This is a genomic window from Yoonia sp. I 8.24, from assembly GCF_022096995.1.
In the GTDB taxonomy this organism is placed as follows: domain Bacteria; phylum Pseudomonadota; class Alphaproteobacteria; order Rhodobacterales; family Rhodobacteraceae; genus Yoonia.
On record NZ_JACXGQ010000002.1, the window covers coordinates 264,676 to 280,716 of the forward strand.

The 16,041-nt window shown below is 55.8% G+C and carries 16 protein-coding genes and 1 other RNA gene; 10 read left to right on the forward strand and 7 right to left on the reverse strand.

Annotated features, from left to right (window positions below; genetic code table 11):
* Positions 1 to 120 precede the first annotated feature (120 nt).
* Together Yoon_RS04270 and Yoon_RS04275 are read left to right on the forward strand one after the other, a co-directional pair.
* Positions 121 to 876, forward strand: coding sequence for a DUF1013 domain-containing protein (locus Yoon_RS04270; RefSeq protein ID WP_113777592.1), 756 nt, complete (start codon positions 121 to 123; stop codon positions 874 to 876).
* A gap of 228 nt (positions 877 to 1,104) precedes the next feature.
* On the forward strand, positions 1,105 to 1,656 hold the full coding sequence (locus tag Yoon_RS04275; RefSeq protein ID WP_238110459.1) for a transglycosylase domain-containing protein: 552 nt from the start codon (positions 1,105 to 1,107) through the stop codon (positions 1,654 to 1,656).
* Between the two features lie 121 nt (positions 1,657 to 1,777).
* Here the strand turns inward: Yoon_RS04275 and recR are convergent, their stop codons facing one another.
* The 3 genes from recR to Yoon_RS04290 form a co-directional block, all read right to left on the reverse strand.
* A complete protein-coding gene (recR, locus tag Yoon_RS04280) occupies positions 1,778 to 2,371 on the reverse strand; it encodes a recombination mediator RecR (RefSeq protein WP_238110461.1) in 594 nt (197 codons plus the stop codon).
* A 17-nt stretch (positions 2,372 to 2,388) separates the two neighbouring features.
* On the reverse strand, positions 2,389 to 2,733 hold the full coding sequence (locus tag Yoon_RS04285) for a YbaB/EbfC family nucleoid-associated protein (RefSeq protein WP_238110463.1): 345 nt from the start codon (positions 2,731 to 2,733) through the stop codon (positions 2,389 to 2,391).
* A 64-nt stretch (positions 2,734 to 2,797) separates the two neighbouring features.
* Positions 2,798 to 4,549 carry a DNA polymerase III subunit gamma/tau gene (locus tag Yoon_RS04290; RefSeq protein ID WP_238110465.1) on the reverse strand — a complete coding sequence of 584 codons (1,752 nt, stop codon included), beginning with the start codon at positions 4,547 to 4,549 and terminating at the stop codon, positions 2,798 to 2,800.
* A gap of 138 nt (positions 4,550 to 4,687) precedes the next feature.
* On the opposite strand from Yoon_RS04290, the gene Yoon_RS04295 reads away from it, so the two are divergent.
* The 4 genes from Yoon_RS04295 (at position 4,688) to Yoon_RS04310 (ending at position 8,649) form a co-directional block, all read left to right on the forward strand.
* The gene (locus Yoon_RS04295) at positions 4,688 to 6,082 is read left to right on the forward strand and encodes a multicopper oxidase family protein (RefSeq protein ID WP_238110467.1); all 1,395 of its coding nucleotides are present in this window, start codon (positions 4,688 to 4,690) and stop codon (positions 6,080 to 6,082) included.
* A 93-nt stretch (positions 6,083 to 6,175) separates the two neighbouring features.
* Positions 6,176 to 6,490, forward strand: coding sequence for a DUF1272 domain-containing protein (locus Yoon_RS04300; RefSeq protein WP_238110469.1), 315 nt, complete (start codon positions 6,176 to 6,178; stop codon positions 6,488 to 6,490).
* A gap of 202 nt (positions 6,491 to 6,692) precedes the next feature.
* Positions 6,693 to 8,183, forward strand: coding sequence for an ankyrin repeat domain-containing protein (locus Yoon_RS04305; protein ID WP_238110471.1), 1,491 nt, complete (start codon positions 6,693 to 6,695; stop codon positions 8,181 to 8,183).
* The gene (locus Yoon_RS04310; protein WP_238110473.1) at positions 8,176 to 8,649 is read left to right on the forward strand and encodes a protein-tyrosine phosphatase family protein; all 474 of its coding nucleotides are present in this window, start codon (positions 8,176 to 8,178) and stop codon (positions 8,647 to 8,649) included. Before Yoon_RS04305 ends, Yoon_RS04310 begins: the two co-directional genes overlap by 8 nt.
* On the opposite strand, the gene Yoon_RS04315 is transcribed toward Yoon_RS04310, so the two are convergent.
* The 3 genes from Yoon_RS04315 to ffs all read right to left on the reverse strand — a co-directional run bounded on the left by Yoon_RS04315 (position 8,646) and on the right by ffs (position 10,924).
* Positions 8,646 to 9,569: a glycosyltransferase family 8 protein gene (locus Yoon_RS04315; RefSeq protein WP_238110475.1), complete on the reverse strand. Its 924-nt coding sequence runs from the start codon at positions 9,567 to 9,569 to the stop codon at positions 8,646 to 8,648. The genes Yoon_RS04310 and Yoon_RS04315 overlap by 4 nt on opposite strands.
* A gap of 6 nt (positions 9,570 to 9,575) precedes the next feature.
* A complete protein-coding gene (gene rsgA, locus Yoon_RS04320) occupies positions 9,576 to 10,649 on the reverse strand; it encodes a ribosome small subunit-dependent GTPase A (RefSeq protein WP_238110477.1) in 1,074 nt (357 codons plus the stop codon).
* A gap of 176 nt (positions 10,650 to 10,825) precedes the next feature.
* Positions 10,826 to 10,924: signal recognition particle sRNA small type (ffs, locus tag Yoon_RS04325), an RNA gene on the reverse strand.
* 108 nt (positions 10,925 to 11,032) lie between these two features.
* Here ffs and nudC point away from each other — a divergent pair.
* Positions 11,033 to 11,977, forward strand: a complete 945-nt coding sequence (gene nudC / locus Yoon_RS04330; protein ID WP_238110478.1) for an NAD(+) diphosphatase — start codon at positions 11,033 to 11,035, stop codon at positions 11,975 to 11,977.
* A 37-nt stretch (positions 11,978 to 12,014) separates the two neighbouring features.
* On the forward strand, positions 12,015 to 12,479 hold the full coding sequence (locus Yoon_RS04335) for an SRPBCC family protein (RefSeq protein ID WP_238110482.1): 465 nt from the start codon (positions 12,015 to 12,017) through the stop codon (positions 12,477 to 12,479).
* On the opposite strand, the gene Yoon_RS04340 is transcribed toward Yoon_RS04335, so the two are convergent.
* Complete coding sequence (locus tag Yoon_RS04340; RefSeq protein ID WP_238110483.1) at positions 12,480 to 13,319, reverse strand: prephenate dehydratase; 840 nt, start codon at positions 13,317 to 13,319, stop codon at positions 12,480 to 12,482.
* 120 nt (positions 13,320 to 13,439) lie between these two features.
* Here Yoon_RS04340 and Yoon_RS04345 point away from each other — a divergent pair, with 120 nt between their 5' ends.
* Both Yoon_RS04345 and Yoon_RS04350 read left to right on the forward strand, forming a co-directional pair.
* Positions 13,440 to 13,958: a cytochrome c family protein gene (locus Yoon_RS04345; RefSeq protein WP_238110484.1), complete on the forward strand. Its 519-nt coding sequence runs from the start codon at positions 13,440 to 13,442 to the stop codon at positions 13,956 to 13,958.
* 192 nt (positions 13,959 to 14,150) lie between these two features.
* Entirely contained in the window at positions 14,151 to 16,034 is a 1,884-nt protein-coding gene (locus Yoon_RS04350; protein ID WP_238110485.1) for an extracellular solute-binding protein, read from the forward strand.
* Positions 16,035 to 16,041: the final 7 nt, after the last annotated feature.

Below are 16,041 nucleotides of genomic sequence, written 5' to 3' on the forward strand. Positions count from 1 at the left end.
TCTGTTTGCGACACTATATAGGGTTCAAGTTCCCCGACAATGCGAACCCGGCTGTAACGACAGTCTGCCCAGTTTAAGGGCGCAGGATACGCTTGTCTGAAAATACGCAGGAGATGAAAGATGTCCAATACACCGATTATGGCCAAAGCGACGGCTGTTTGGCTTTGCGACAATACGACCATGACATTCAAGCAGATCGCTGACTTTTGCGACCTGCACGAATTGGAGGTCCAAGGGATCGCCGATGGCGACGTGGCCGTGGGCGTGAAAGGGTTTGATCCGATCGCGAACAAGCAACTGACCCAAGAAGAAATCGACAAGGCCGAAGCCAGCCCGCTGCACAAGCTGAAACTCTTGTATAACCCAGCATCTGCTGGTGAGGAAAAACGCCGTGGACCGCGCTATACGCCGCTGTCAAAACGCCAGGATCGCCCGGCGTCCATCTATTGGTTGGTGAAATTCCACCCTGAATTGTCCGACGCGCAGGTCAGCAAATTGGTCGGCACGACCAAGCCGACAATCCAAGCGATCCGTGAGCGGACACATTGGAACATCAACAACATCGAACCGATTGATCCGGTTGCCTTGGGCCTGTGTAAACAGTCTGAACTTGACGCGGCTGTACAAAAAGCCAATGCGAAAAAGGCGTCAGAAGGCGGGGCAATGTCTGATGACGAACGTCGCAAGCTCGTCAGCACAGAGCAATCATTGGGTATGGAGCCAGAGCCGAAAATGCCGGCGGCCCTGTCAGGTCTGGAAACATTCAGCCTGTCAGACCCGCGCGACGATGAAGAAGACAGCGGTGCAGATCCACGCGATGTGTCAGATGCGGACAGTTTCTTTAACCTGCCAGATAGCGACGACACGGACGATTGATCGCTAGAAGCTCGTGGGCCTTAATGGCGTGTGACCAATAAAGGTTGCACGCCTTTTGTATATTTATTGGACATTGGGAAACGTCACGCGTCCGCTCCGGAATTGGCTTTTAGCTCAAATTGAGAGAGCGCTGCACAAGTGGTGAATGTCTGGTATAATATGGAAAGCGTCAAACCTGCCTCATTCGAAATCGGCACGAGGCCCTGAACCCATCGGAGCACTCTGTGAATGCGCGTTTTCTTTGTGATGACCTTGCTAGTGATCGTGGTTGGTGTTGCTGTTGTACCTACTGGCGTCCCGAGAAATGTGTTTTCTGAAGCAGAGCCATCCAAGATACCCAATGCGCTCTTAGCGGCCGCAAAATTTGAACGGTTAAGCTCTTACGCCGTTTCTATCGCTGTAAGTGACCATGTTGTTTCACGCGGACCGGGGATGCCCCAACCTGAGACACTCCTAACCTATATTCGAGGGCGATTGTTCGCAGGTGAAGTGCAAATGACGGCTTTTGCGCTTGAGCGCGCATACATCACGTCGCAGATTCAAGGTTGGGAATTAGCCGCGAATTTATGCTTTGGAAAACGTGCAGAGGAACTTACCCTCGCTGATGCGGCTATTCTGCTTATTCATATCAGATCACCTTCGACAGTGTGGGACGCAAGAGCAGACGAGTTACGCGCACGTCGAAATGCGTTTGTTCAGGGGATGGTTGAAAATGAATACGCGGCGCCTAATGACGCGGCATCAGCGATAATGTCACCGGTCAGTTTTTGTAAGGCATAGTGGGTATGGCGCTTTACCTGTATCGCGGGCAGCGGACACGTGTTTTGTTCCAGATTATAGACCAATAAGTTCTTACAATTATAGGCGTTGCGTTTGATCTGATCGGAAAGTTGCCGCGCGGCTAAAGCGCTTTGCGCGCGTTCAGCGCAGCCGTAATTGTGCCATCGTCGAGGTAATCTAATTCGCCCCCGACAGGCACGCCCTGCGCCAATGATGTGACCGTGATGCCCGGCAGTTGATCCGCGATATAATGCGCCGTTGTTTGACCGTCGATCGTCGCCCCAAGCGCAAGGATCACTTCGGTGATATTTTCGGATTTGACCCGGTCCAAGAGTTTCGGAATGCGTAATTCGTCTGGCCCGACCGCATCCAGCGCCGAAAGCGTCCCGCCCAGCACATGATAGCGGCCTTTGAACACCTGTGACCGTTCCATCGCCCAAAGATCGGCAACGTCTTCGACCACGGCAATCTGGCCGATATTGCGTTTCTCGGATTGGCAAATTTCGCAGATATCGGCGGTGCAAATATTGCCGCAATTCAAACATTCGCGCACCGTCGATCCAACGCGGTGCATGGCCTCGGCCAGCGGGATCAGCACAAGGCTACGCTTCTTGATCAAATGCAATACCGCACGCCGGGCTGACCGGGGGCCAAGCCCCGGCAGCTTTGCCATAAGCGCGATCAGATTATCGAGATCATCGGTGCCGTTGGTCATTCCGGTTGCCCCCCCCGCTAGAATGGGAGGTTCATTCCCGCCGGTAGCCCCATGTCTTCGGCCATTTTCGCCATCTCGCGCTGGCTGCGTTCTGCGGCTTTGGATTGCGCGTCTTTGATCGCGGCCAAAATCAGGTCTTCGACAACTTCTTTTTCGTCGCCGTTAAAGATGGATGGATCAATATCCAAACCCTTGAGTTCGCCCTTGGCCGTTGCGGTTGCTTTGACAAGCCCCGCGCCGCTGACGCCTTCGACCATGACGTTTTCAAGGTCCTCTTGCATCTGGGCCACTTTGCCCTGCATTTCTTGGGCTTGTTTCATCATCTTGGCCATATCGCCAAGACCACCTAATCCTTTGAGCATCACGCTGTCTCCTGTATTGTTAGGCTTCAGATAGGGGCTACGCGGCCAATTGGCAACGCACGGCTTAATCCTCGTCGAAGGGATCCCATTCGTCGTCCACCTCTGGCAATGCGTCCTCAAACGCGTCTTGGGCTTTGTCGGCCTCGGTTTGGATTTTACTGATTTTGGCTTTGGGGAAGGCTTGGATCACGGCTTGGACCAGCGGGTGTTCTTGGACCGACGCGCGCAGGGCGTTTTCGTCGGCGTCGCGCACTTCGGCGATTGTGGGTGCGCCTTCTTCGGCCGTCGCAGAGACAACCCAGCGGGTCCCTGTCCAAGATTGCAGCCGCGAACCCAGCCGCCCGAGCAAATCTTTGGCCGCATCCTGTGTCGGGTTCACGGTGATCCGGCCCGGTTGGTAGTTGACCAGACGCAGACCAGTTTCGACTTCGACTAAAAGCTTCACATCGCGGTGGGTGCGGATCAGTTCAATGACATCTTCGAACCGCACGTAGTGTTGCAATGCGTCGGGCGCTAGCGCGACGGCAGTTTGTGCGCCTGATGCAGAGGGGCCGCTTGGCCCGCTATGTGTCGGGGCCGGGGTTTGCGACATTGCTGTGGTCGTGCCACCCGTAGGGGCGGGGCGTCCACCTGATGGGCCGCCACCGGGGGGCGGTGTTGCGTTTTGCAGTTTGCGTACCAATTCGTCCGGTGTGGGCAGGTCGGCAACATGTGTCAGACGGATCACAGCCATTTCAGCGGCCATCATCGCGTTGGGGGCCATCGCGACCTCTTCCAATGCCTTAAGCAGCATCTGCCACATCCGCGACATGACGCGCATCGGCAGATCCGCAGCCATCGCTTGGCCACGTGTGCGCTCATCGGGGCTGATGGTGGGGTCTTCGGCGGCTTCGGGTGTGATTTTAATCACGCTCACCCAATGGCAGACCTCGGCCAGATCACGCAGCACCGCCATGGGATCGGCCCCATCGGCATATTGCCCCGAAAGTTCAGTCAGCGCCTCGGCGGCTTGTCCGCGCAAGATCATATCAAACAGATCGAGCACCCGGCCACGGTCCGCAAGCCCGAGCATCGCGCGCACTTGATCGGCGGTGGTTTCGCCAGCGCCGTGACTGATTGCCTGATCCAGCAGTGACGTTGCATCGCGCGCTGACCCTTCGGCGGCGCGGGTGATCAGCGCCAAGGCGTCATCGCTGATCTGTGCCTCTTCGCCATCGGCAATTTTGCGCAGCAGCGCGATTTGCACTTCGGGTTCGATCCGGCGCAGGTCAAACCGTTGACAGCGTGACAGAACAGTCACTGGCACCTGCCTGATTTCGGTTGTGGCAAAGATGAATTTGACGTGCGCGGGCGGTTCTTCAAGTGTCTTCAAGAGCGCGTTGAACGCGTTCTTGGACAGCATGTGGACCTCATCGATGATATAAATCTTATAGCGGGCAGAGGCCGCGCGGTAATGCACAGAATCGATGATTTCGCGGATATCACCAACACCAGTGCGCGAGGCGGCATCCATTTCCATCACATCGACATGACGCCCTTCCATGATTGCCGTGCAATGTTCGCATTGCCCGCAAGGTTCGGTTGTAGGCCCGCCAGTGCCGTCCAGCCCGACACAGTTCATGCCCTTGGCGATAATCCGCGCTGTCGTGGTTTTCCCAGTGCCGCGAATACCCGTCATGATAAAGGCTTGGGCGATCCGATCCGCCGCAAAGGCGTTCTTGAGCGTGCGCACCATCGCGTCTTGACCAACCAAGTCGACAAAGGTCTCGGGCCGGTATTTGCGTGCGAGCACTTGATAGGCGGGTGTGTCGGTCATGATGGCCTTTGGCGTGTGGATTCTGTCGACGCCAGCCTAAGCGGGCAGGGTGCGAAGGTCCACCGCTTTGACTAGGGGGCATTGCTGCTTTTGCTTTGGGCGCAGGCGGGGCATATGTGAGGAAGACGGAAACAAGGTATGTCACAGATGACTATTTCACGACGTGGATTTATGGGGGCAATGGGTGCCGGGGCAATCGGGGCTGCGGGGTTATGGCCGCGCCAAGCCTCTGCACAAGTACAAAGCCTGACCATTCAACCCGCAAGCTACGTGGTACTAGATCAACCGACGCAGGCGATGGTCTCGGCCTATGCAGATGCGCCGCCACCTGTCATTCGTATGGCACAAGGGCAACCTTTCGCGATTGATGTGACCAACGCCACCCCGGATTATACGGCGATGCATTGGCATGGGTTGCGGGTGCCAAATGCGATGGACGGCGTCCCTTACCTGACGCAATTCCCGATCGCCCAAGATGAAACGTTTCGCTACGCCTTTACCCCCACGGACGCGGGCACGTATTGGTATCATCCGCACTGCATGACCATGGATCAAATGGCGCGTGGGATGACGGGTGTGTTGATCGTGGACGAGGCCGATCCGCTTGATTTTGATGCAGAGGTTGTTTTGAATCTGCGTGATTTTCGGTTGAACAGTGCAGGTGAATTCATTGATCTTTGGACCCCGCGCGGTGCGGCGCGATCAGGGACATTTGGGACTGTTATGACAGCCAATTGGAGCCAGCTTGATCGGCATGATGTGCCGACAGGCGGGCTCGTCCGTCTGCGGCTTGCTGCCACCGACACAACCCGGATCTATAAATTGATTTTGGAGGGGGCTGCGGGCGAAGTGATCGCAATGGATGGGCATCCGCTGCGCGAGGGGGTGCCGTTCCCAAGCGTCGAAACGCCGCTGGTCCTATCACCCGGTCAACGGGCTGAGATTGTCGTGAAAATGCCTGCAGTCGAAGGGGCGCTGGTGACTGTTCTGACCGACGCACCCGGTGCGCCGCGTGCTTTGGCACAATTGCGCAGCGTGGGTGCGCCCCTTGGGCGGGTGCTTGCAGCTGCACCGCAACTGCTGCCCAACCCTGTGACCGAACCTGACCTGACGGCGCCACGTGTTGAAGAATTTGTCTTTGGCTGGACCCCCGAAGGCGGGCCGCCCGTGGATGGGTTGTGCGGGTCGCTTGGCTATTCGTTCTGGTCGATCAACCGGACACCGTGGCAAGGCGACGCCGCTGAAAACACCCCAGCATTGGCGACCTTCCAAAAGGGCGAAAGCGTGGTGCTGCGATTGCGCAATGAAAGCCCCAATGACCATCCTATCCACCTGCATGGCATGACTTTCCGCCCCATTTCTTCCAACAAACGGTACCTGCCATCCAATTGGACCGACACCGCGCTGCTGCTACGCGACGAGACGATTGAGATCGCCATGGTCATGGACAACCCCGGCGACTGGGCGTTTCACTGCCATGTGATTGAGCACCAAAAGACAGGGCTTGCAGGGTTTATTCGGGTTGTTGGGTGAGGGGCTGGCCAAAGAGTGGTGAAAACTGTGTCATTGCTTTGTGCGAAATGATGTTCTTATTAAACATGATGGACATCGAAAACGAGAGTGACAATGCTTGAACTGAGACCAAATTGCGAGTGGTGCGACAAAGATTTGCCACCTGAGTCAATCGAGGCGCGTATATGTAGTTACGAATGCACCTATTGTGCGGAATGCGTTGAGAACATTCTACATAATGTCTGTGCGACCTGTGGTGGCGGTTTCGTCAACCGACCCATTCGCCCCCAAAAGGCTTACAGGAATGAGCTGAAGCTTGGCTTGTCGCACCAACCCGCTAGCAGCCAGAGAAAACAATCGAAGTGGTCGCGTGAACAAGTCGATGAGCTCAGCCTTCGGCTACGTGGTACCTTACCGCAAGAACGATAGTATTGCGTGATGCTGGCGATGGGCTTGGACTCTCGCCTTGCACCTCCCACTTCCGCCCGCTAACCTGATCTTGCCGATATCGGGCGGCATCCTTGGTTCGCGGAAAGCGCAGAGCACCCGTTAGACTTGAACGACCCACAGATGTGGTCTTTCTCATTTGCCCGAAGCAGCGAACTGTCGGGCCGAACTGGTGAGGAAGCCAATGACCGATACATTAGACGCACTGCGTCAACAGGCGAAAACCCTACAAAAACGCTATCAATCCGGTGACCGTGCCGCGATCGCACGCATTGATTCATTGCGGCCACGTACAGGCGCGCTGAAACGGGCTGACTTTTTACATGTGATTGCGCGTGAAAACGACTTTGGGACCTGGCCGCAGTTGAAAGCGGCGGTGGAAACCCAAGGCGTGGATCGCGCGACCAAACAACAACGTTTAAAAATCGCGCTTTATCACGGGCAAACCAGCGTCGTGGAACAGCTCATGGGCGACACCCCTGATCTTGCGGCGGGTGCCTTTGGGTTGATGGTTGCGCTATATGATCTGGACGGCGTGCGTGACATGCTTGCCGCTGATCCGCAGATCGCGACACATAAGCTTGGGCCGCGCCGCCCGATCCTGCACCTTGCGTTTTCCAAGATGCTGTCGGTTTGGCCTCATAAAGAAGCGGATATGTTGGCGATTGCAGATCTGCTGTTAGAGGCGGGTGCCGATGTCAACGATGGCTACGCCGCGCAGACCGGTGATCCGCATTTGCTTTCTGCGCTCTACGGTGCGCTGGGCCATGCGGGGAATATGCCGCTTGCGCGATGGTTGCTGGCGCAGGGTGCGAACCCCGATGATGGCGAAAGCCTGTATCATGCGACCGAACTGGGGCATCTTGATGGGCTGGCTTTGTTGCTGGAATATGGGGCGAACCCCGCGTGCACAAATGCGTTGCTGCGGGCGATGGATTTTGACAATCTAGAGGCGGTGCAAATGCTGCTCGCGGCGGGCGCACAACCAGATGAGACCATGCCAGCCCTGCACCACGCGGCGCGGCGTGGATCCTCGGCTGAGATGGTCGCGCTTTTGTTGCGCGCAGGTGCCAATCCAGACGCGATGTATCAAGGTGCAAGCAGCTATGCCGCAGCACGCGTTTTTGGGAACAGGGCACTTGCAAATGCGACTTCCGAGATAGGCACGTTGTCTAAGGTCGAACAGCTCTTGGCTGATTGTGCCGATGGGAACGATATCGCAGGGCGCTGGGTTGACCCCGCTAAGATCGCGCCTGCCTTTACCTATCTCTTGCATGAGGTCATGTTTGCACCGGATAGAGTGGATCATCTGAAGGCGCTTGTTGCGATCGGTGTGCCCTGGGACCTGCCAGATGCCCAAGGTGTGACCCCTGTGCAATCAGCGGGTTGGCAGGGTTTACCCGAAACCATGCAATATTTCTTGAAACTCGGGGCGGATCTAAGTTTTGTGAATGGCTTTGGCGGGACGTTGCTGACGACCATCATTCACGGGTCCGAAAACTGCCCAGATCATAGAACTCGCGACCACATCGCCTGTCTTGATCTGGCGCTCTCGCATGGTGTTGCCCTGCCACGCAAAGCGATAAAGCATGCTGGAAACCCCGCGGTCGCGGCACGTCTCGCAGATTGGGCGCAAGCCTATCCCGGACAAGTGGTGGAGCACGGGATTGTCTAGTTTTGCGATCTTTGAACTGGCGTTGGGGGCTGGGCGCATCGCGCTTTGCCCCGCGCCGGGCGCGCAGGGGGATTATCTGGCCGATGTGCAAAACATGTTGGATTGGGGCCCTGCGGTCGTGTGTAGCTTGACCGCGCAAGCAGAACTGGACGCCTGCGGCGCAGGCGATTTGGGTGCGCGGCTTGCCCAAAATAACATCCCGTGGTTGCACCATCCTGTACCCGACTTCGGTGTTCCCGAACAGATGAATTGGGCCGATGTATCTGCGCATCTTTTGAGACCATTAGCGCTGGGGCAACGGGTGTTGGTGCATTGCAAGGGCGGCTGCGGGCGGTCAGGCATGTTGGTGTTGCGCATGATGATCGCTGCCGGTGAAAATCCGGATGCAGCCTTGGCGCGCTTGCGTGATATCCGCCCCTGCGCGGTTGAGACTGAGGCGCAGCTTGCTTGGGCGTATCAGGGTTAAGCGCTGTTCCCCATCCAACGGTTCAGCCGACGTCTGCTGCGATGCGCGGCACGTTTTTTCCAATGACAATAAGCCTGAGCCGTAGCTAACTCAGTCGTCTTGATCCAATCGATGATAGGCCCCTCAATCCGCGCGCGTCGGTAGGCTTGAAAATATTGATCAGCCATCGCGGTTTGCGCGCTGCGCACCCATGGTTTGTGGGTAGTATAGTGCAATATGCCGTAGCCGGGCAACGTGCGGCCAAGGTTAAAGGCGACCTGCGTATTCCACCAATCATCAAGCGGCTTCCAAGCCCCGACACCTACGGCGTTAAGTGCACATTGATCCATATGGGTCAGTGCATGCCCGTGCCGCGAAATAAAGTCACGCGCTTTGATCATAATTTCGCGTCTGCGCCATTCAGGCAGGTTAACGAGCATGACGCCAGAGTTGAAATACGGTGTTTCAGGTGGCGCTATAACCTCTGGAAACTTGTCGCGGATATACATGTCAAAGGTATCGCCTGGCCCATCAAGCGCGCACATAAATGCCGTGCCTGTCATGTCGATGTCCCAAAGTTTCGAAATATCGTCCCCCACGACCACATCGCAATCAATATAAAGCACGCGGTCGATGTCTTCTGGGACGATTTCACTGACAAAAATGCGGCTGAACGTGGCCTCAGTCAGGTGCCCGCCATCAATTCCTGCAAACTCTGACAGGTCGGGCCGATACCAATGGAGATCCATATTCGGATGCGCCGCGCGCAGGGTTTTTGCGCAGCGCGCCTTCGTCGCGGGTGTAATCCCGCTATCGGCGATAAACACTTCGGCGCGTGCCGTTTTTGAAAGATGGAAAAGCGCAGAATGCAGTGCGACCGCCATCGGCACAGCATAGTTTTCGTCCGCAGAGGCCAATAGTGCGATTATTTGATTGCCCATCGCCGATCAGCGCCCCTTTTTCTTGATTGCCCGCTTTACACCCTTAGCGAATTTCTTGGCCCGCTCGCGCGATTGCGCGATTGTTTCGGTCGCATGGGTGTTTTCACGTTTGAGCTTCTTGAACCGACGCAGGCGTTCGGGGTCAATATCCCTCGCCGCAATGGCCGCTTGAACGGCGCAGCCCGGCTCACTTTCATGCGCGCAATCGCGGAATTTGCATTGGTTCACGAGTTCCGAGATTTCGGGGAATGTCGCATCGATGCCAAAGGCGGCTTCGGCCAATCCCAACCCGCGCATCCCCGGCGTATCGATGAGCCAACCACCTGAGGGAATCGCATGAAGCGACCGCCCCGTGGTGGTGTGCCGCCCGCGTGCGTCATCTTCGCGAATACCTTGGGTGGCAGCCTGCCCACCGGTGAGCGCATTCGCCACGGTGGTCTTCCCGACGCCTGATGATCCTGCCAGTGCAACCGTTTGCCCCTTGCCGCACCAAGGGGCGAGTATCGCGGCGACGTCTTGCGTTTTCGCATCTAGCGCGATCACCTCTAGCCCGCGCCCCAAGGCACGCGCCTGATCAACGTAGGCGTCAGGATCGTCACATTGATCCGCTTTGGTCAGCAAAATCACCGGCGTCACCATCGCGTCATGCGCTAACGCGAGGTAGCGTTCTAGCCGTGCCACGTTGAAATCATTGTTGCACGAACTTGTAATGAACAATGTGTCAAGGTTGGCCGCGATCAACTGTTTATCGCCCGTGTGAAATTCGGTGCTGCGTGACAGTTCAGTCTTACGCTCTAGCACCCGGGTCAGGCGATGTTGTGCAGGGGCGGCGAGCACCCAATCACCCACCGCCACTTCGGCGGTAGTGATTTGAGGATCAAGCGTCAGTTCAAGGCTCCCTATCTCGGAAAATCCGACAACGCGGTCTCTGTGAACGGTGGCAATGCGGGCGGGTGTTAAGGTTTCAAGCTCGTCTATATCAAGCTGAGACATAAAGAAGGGCGACCAGCCAAGGGCGTCGCGGGTAAGGTCTGTCAATGGAATGTCCTCGTCAAAGGCAATGCGTTGGCTGATAGGCATAGGCTATCAGTGGGAACCGGACGAGGGAACGGAATATCTTCAGCGCACCCAAACCGGGAGAGACGATAACACAAACATAATTGTCCTCCTTGTGGGTCATAGCGTTGCGATTCCGCCAAATCACTTCATGATTTCACTCTGTCGCGTGACGTGATATTACTTGCGTAAAACCACTGAGGTGAGAGGTTGGACATCGACCCAAGTGGGGCTCGTTGTGGCTGCTTCCTTCCGGACCTGACCAGGTTGGCGAGGCACTCGCCCGCGCCAACCTCTCCCCCTCTATATAAGGCGCAAGGGCGGGCAGTGCAAGCGGTCAGCGTGGCAATGCGGGCTGGTCGATAGAAGCGTTTGAACTTTCTGGGTGCGCATGCCATTTCAGGGGCATGAGAATTGCAGAGACAGTGACATTCGGAGGGTCCGGGCTTGACCGCGCAGCACAGTTGCGCACGCAGGCCGGCGTGCTCGCGCAGCAAGATGATGCGCAGATTATTTTGCTTTGGCGCGGCAAACCGTTGGTGGGCGAAGGCACATTGATCCGTGTTTCGCCTGGCCATCCGATCCTAACCGATGCAAGCCCGGATATGATTTTCTTGGGCCAAGAAACGGGGCCCACCTTTGCCGCGGACCTGTCGGCGTGGACCCCGCAGGCCTACGGCGGCGAATCACTGGACAGTTTTCTTGATGCCTCGCAGCAGGAACACCCGGCGGTAGAGGACGCGCAATTTGTTGAACTGCGGGCGATTATGACGCGGCTAAACCCGCGTGATGCTGAATTGGCGGCGACAGCGCGTGCGGTGCTTGGTTGGCATAAATCACACCGGTTTTGCGCAATCTGCGGCCACGAAAGCCAAATGGCGATGGGCGGTTGGCAGCGCGATTGTCCAGCTTGCGGTGGGCATCATTTTCCGCGCACAGACCCGGTTGTGATCATGCTGATTACGCATGGGAATTCTGTCTTGTTGGGGCGGTCACCGGGCTGGCCCGAAGGCATGTATTCTTTGCTCGCGGGCTTTGTTGAACCCGGCGAGACAATTGAAGCCGCCGTGCGCCGCGAAGTGCTTGAAGAAGCAGGGGTAAGCGTTGGTGAAGTGCGGTATTTGGCCAGTCAACCTTGGCCGTTTCCGGCGTCATTGATGTTTGGATGCGCGGGCGATGCCACCAGTACTGAGATTACGATCGACCCATCCGAGATCGAAGATGCGCGTTGGGTGACCCGCGAAGAGGTTGCGCAGGTATTTGCTGGGCAGCACCCCGAAATCTTGCCCGCCCGCAAAGGTGCAATTGCACATTTTTTGCTAGAAAATTGGTTGGCGGATCGATTTGATTAACCAATCTAATCTAAGATAGTCGTAAAAGGCGCAGCAGATGAAATTTAGCACACGCGAGGATATTGAAGTTCCGATCGCCGATACGTTTGCGCGCGTCAGCGATTTTGCGGCGTTTGAACGACGCGCGTTGCGGCATGGTGTGCAGGTCACGCGGGGTGACGACGGCCCGGTTAAACCGGGGTCACAATGGCAGGTCGCTTTCAAGTTCCGGGGCCGAAATCGCGCGCTTGATGCGACATTGTCCACGCTTGATGACCCAAATTTCTATCAGGTTTTGGGTGCGTCAGATGGGATGACTTTTACCACAGAGGTTGAGCTTGTTGCGCTCTCCCCGAATCGCACACGGATCATCGTTGGGTTGGATTTGCGCGCAAAATCAATGACCTCACGGCTTATCCTGCAATCAATGAAACTGGCGAAGGCGAAGCTCTCCAAACGGTTCCGCGCGCGTGTCCTTGAATTTTCTGAAGAAACCGAAGACGCCTACCGTAAGGGGCAATAGCTATTTTTCGTGCCGCCGTGCGGCGGCTGGATAAACACCCATCACGTGCAGTTTATCTGTGAAATAGTCCAGCTCTTCAAACGCAAGTTGGACATTGTGGTCGTCAGTATGCCCTTCGATTTCGGCGTAGAACTGCGTCGCGGTGAAAGTGCCATCAACCATATAGCTTTCGAGCTTGGTCATGTTGACCCCATTGGTCGCAAAGCCACCCATCGCTTTATACAGTGCGGCCGGAATGTTGCGGACGCGAAAAACGAAGCTCGTTACCATGCCGTATTTACCGCGCCTGCGGGTATCGGGTTCACGCGCCATGATCAAGAAACGCGTTGTGTTACGGTCGTGATCTTCGATGTGGCGGGCGACGACCTTGAGGTCGTAGATTTCTGCGGCCAATTCAGACGCGAGCGCTGCTACCGTGATGTCATCGCCTGCGGCGACTTCACGTGCGGCGCGGGCATTGTCGGTGCTCGTATGGCCGACGATGTTATTTTCACGCAAGAAAACCCCACATTGTGGCAAAATAACCGGATGCCCGTGCGCTTCTTTGATGTCGGATAGTTTTGCCGCTTTTTTACCCAAAAGGTTCACATGGACGCGGACAAAGGTTTCATCAACGATATGTAAACCGCTTTCGGGCAAAAGCGAATGCACGTCAGCAACCCGACCATAGGTGGAATTTTCAACAGCAATCATGCCAAGATCGGCCGCACCACTGCGCACGGCTTCAATCGCATCATCAAATGTCGGGCAGGGCAGGGGATCAAATTCAGGGCGCGCGTCTGCACAGGCTTGGTGGCCATAGGCGCCAAGCTCGCCTTGGAATGCGATTTTTTGGGTCATATGCGTCCCCTCCCGACGACAGAGTTCAAAAATGGGCGATTGGTCGCGGCAGTATACCTTGCAACCGGGTATGGGAAGCGGATAGATAGCGATAAATCTGTGAACTGAATGGAACGCGACATGTTCGACACAATGACTTTGACGAAAGTAATCGGCGGCCTTTGCGGGACGTTTCTTGTATTCTTGCTGGGCGGCTGGGCCGCTGATTTGATTTACGCTACCGGGGGCGGCCACGGCGACCACCACGAACAAGCCTACATCATCGAAGTCGAAGGCGACGATCACAGCGAAGAAGTTGTCGAAGAAGTCGACTTTTCAGTCATCATGGCATCTGCGAGTGCGGCTGACGGCGAAGGCGAATTTCGCCCTTGTAAAGCTTGCCACTCTGTAGAGCCTGGTGAGCACGGCATTGGCCCATCGCTTTATGGTGTTGTTGGCCGTACCGTTGGTGCCGAAGACGGATTTGGCTATTCTGGCTCGCTTGTTGCGGTTGCTGATGTTTGGAACGCGGATCACCTCAACGACTTCCTCGAACGCCCTAGTGGTTTTGCACCGGGAACAGCGATGAACTTTAACGGCGTACGCAAGATCGAAGATCGCGCGAACCTGATCGCCTATTTGGATAGTCTTGACGACTAATCCTGCATGAGAATGCACAATGCAGAGGCCGTTCCAGCTTGGGGCGGCCTTTTTTGTTGGGAAATACTGTTGAACACGGCGTGATCACGCAATCTCAACTTGAATGTTTACCAGAGTGTCACGTAGCCTTGCGGCAACTGATTGCTATCGGAGACAATGATGCCAAACCGCACCCAAGCAAAGGCTATTGCCTTGAAACCTGCAGATGAATCCGCAACGTTAGCGCGGTTACTTGCTGGCGGTATTGTCGGGCTTGCGACGGTGTTTGGTGCGAATACCTTGCGCGCCGAAAGTCACGATACGGTCATCCAAAGCCATGGGTACAACGAATACGGCACGTTGAAATATGCGGCTGATTTCACGCATCTCGACTATGTGAATCCTAATGCGCCTATCGGCGGCGAGGTCAGTATTTCTGCCAGCGGCACGTTTGATAATATGAACCCATTCGCGACGCTCAGCGGATCGCCGGGTGCGATGTCGTCGATGATTTACGAACGGATCATGACGGGCACCGAAGATGAGGTCGGGTCAGAATATTGCCTGCTGTGCACAACGCTGGAATACCCCGAAGATCAGTCTTGGGTCATTTTCCACCTGCGTGATGATGTGACGTTCTCGAATGGCACGCCGATGACTGCGCATGATGTGATCTATACCCATGAATTATTGCGCGAACAGGCAACACCATCCTACCGCGCGGGGATTGTGCAACTGGTCGAAGCCTATGAAGCGATTGATGATTACACGGTGAAATTCACCTTTGCGGATGACGCGCCCGAACGGGGGCGCGTGTCGCAAATGGCCAGCCAAATCGTGATGTCCAAAGCATGGTTCGAAGAAACGGGCGCGCGTCTGGATGAAGCCCGGATGGAAACATCGCCGGGCACGGGCGAATATATGGTCGGCACAATCGATCCCGGCCGCCAGCTGACCTATGTGCGCAATCCTGACTATTGGGGGCAAGACGTGCCAATCAATGTCGGCCGTGGCAATTACGATTCGATCCGGATTGAATATTTCGCTGATACCTCGGCCGCGTTTGAGGCCTTTAAGGCGGGTGAATTCACGTTCCGCCGCGAAAATAGTTCGCTGAACTGGGCGACCTCTTATGAATTCCCGGCGATCGACAATGGGTGGGTCGTGCGGGATACGCTTGACGACGGGACGTTGCCCGCAGCCACTGGATTTGTCTTCAACTTGCGCCGCGAAAAGCTCCAAGACCGCAATGTCCGCCGGGCGCTGGGGCTGATGTTTAACTTCAACTGGACCAACACCAATTTGCAATACGGGCTGTTCCAGCAGCGCGAAAGCTTTTGGGAAAACGACCGGCTCAAGGCGGCTGGCCTCCCCGAAGGGCGCGAATTGGAAATGCTAGAAACGGTGCGTGAATTTCTTCCAACAGAGATTTTTACCCAAGATGCGTTACTGCCACACGAAAGCGGAACACGCGCGTTGGACCGAAACAACCTGCGTCAGGCGCTTGTGTTGATGGAAGCGGCCGGGTTCACGTCTGGCGATGATGGGCTGCTGCGCGATGCAAATGGCGATACGCTCGACATCGAATTTTTGGAAACGCGTCAAAGCTTTGACCGGATCATCAACCCCTATATCGAAAATCTGCAACGGCTTGGGGTGAATATCACATACAACCGCGTTGACCCCTCGCAATATCAAGCCCGCACGCAAGAAAACGATTTCGACATGATGTTCGGCTACTATGTGAACGGTCTTGTCGAAGGGCGGGGTATCGAACAGAAATTCGGCTGTGACGATAAGGACGATGTTTTTAATCCGGCGGGGTATTGTTCAGAAGCCTTTGAAGAATTAGCAAAATTTGTCACCGGGGCCGAGGATTACGAAGAAATGTCTGCGGCCGTTCGTGCAATTGATCGGGTTATGCGCTATGAATATTTCATCGTGCCGACATGGTATTTAGGTAAAAATTGGGTCGCATATTACGACATGTACGAACACCCTGAAAACCTGCCCGAATTCGGCCTTGGCTATCTGGATTACTGGTGGATCAATCAAGACAAAGCGGATGCGCTTGCTGCCGCTGGCGCGTTTCAGTAGTTCTCTG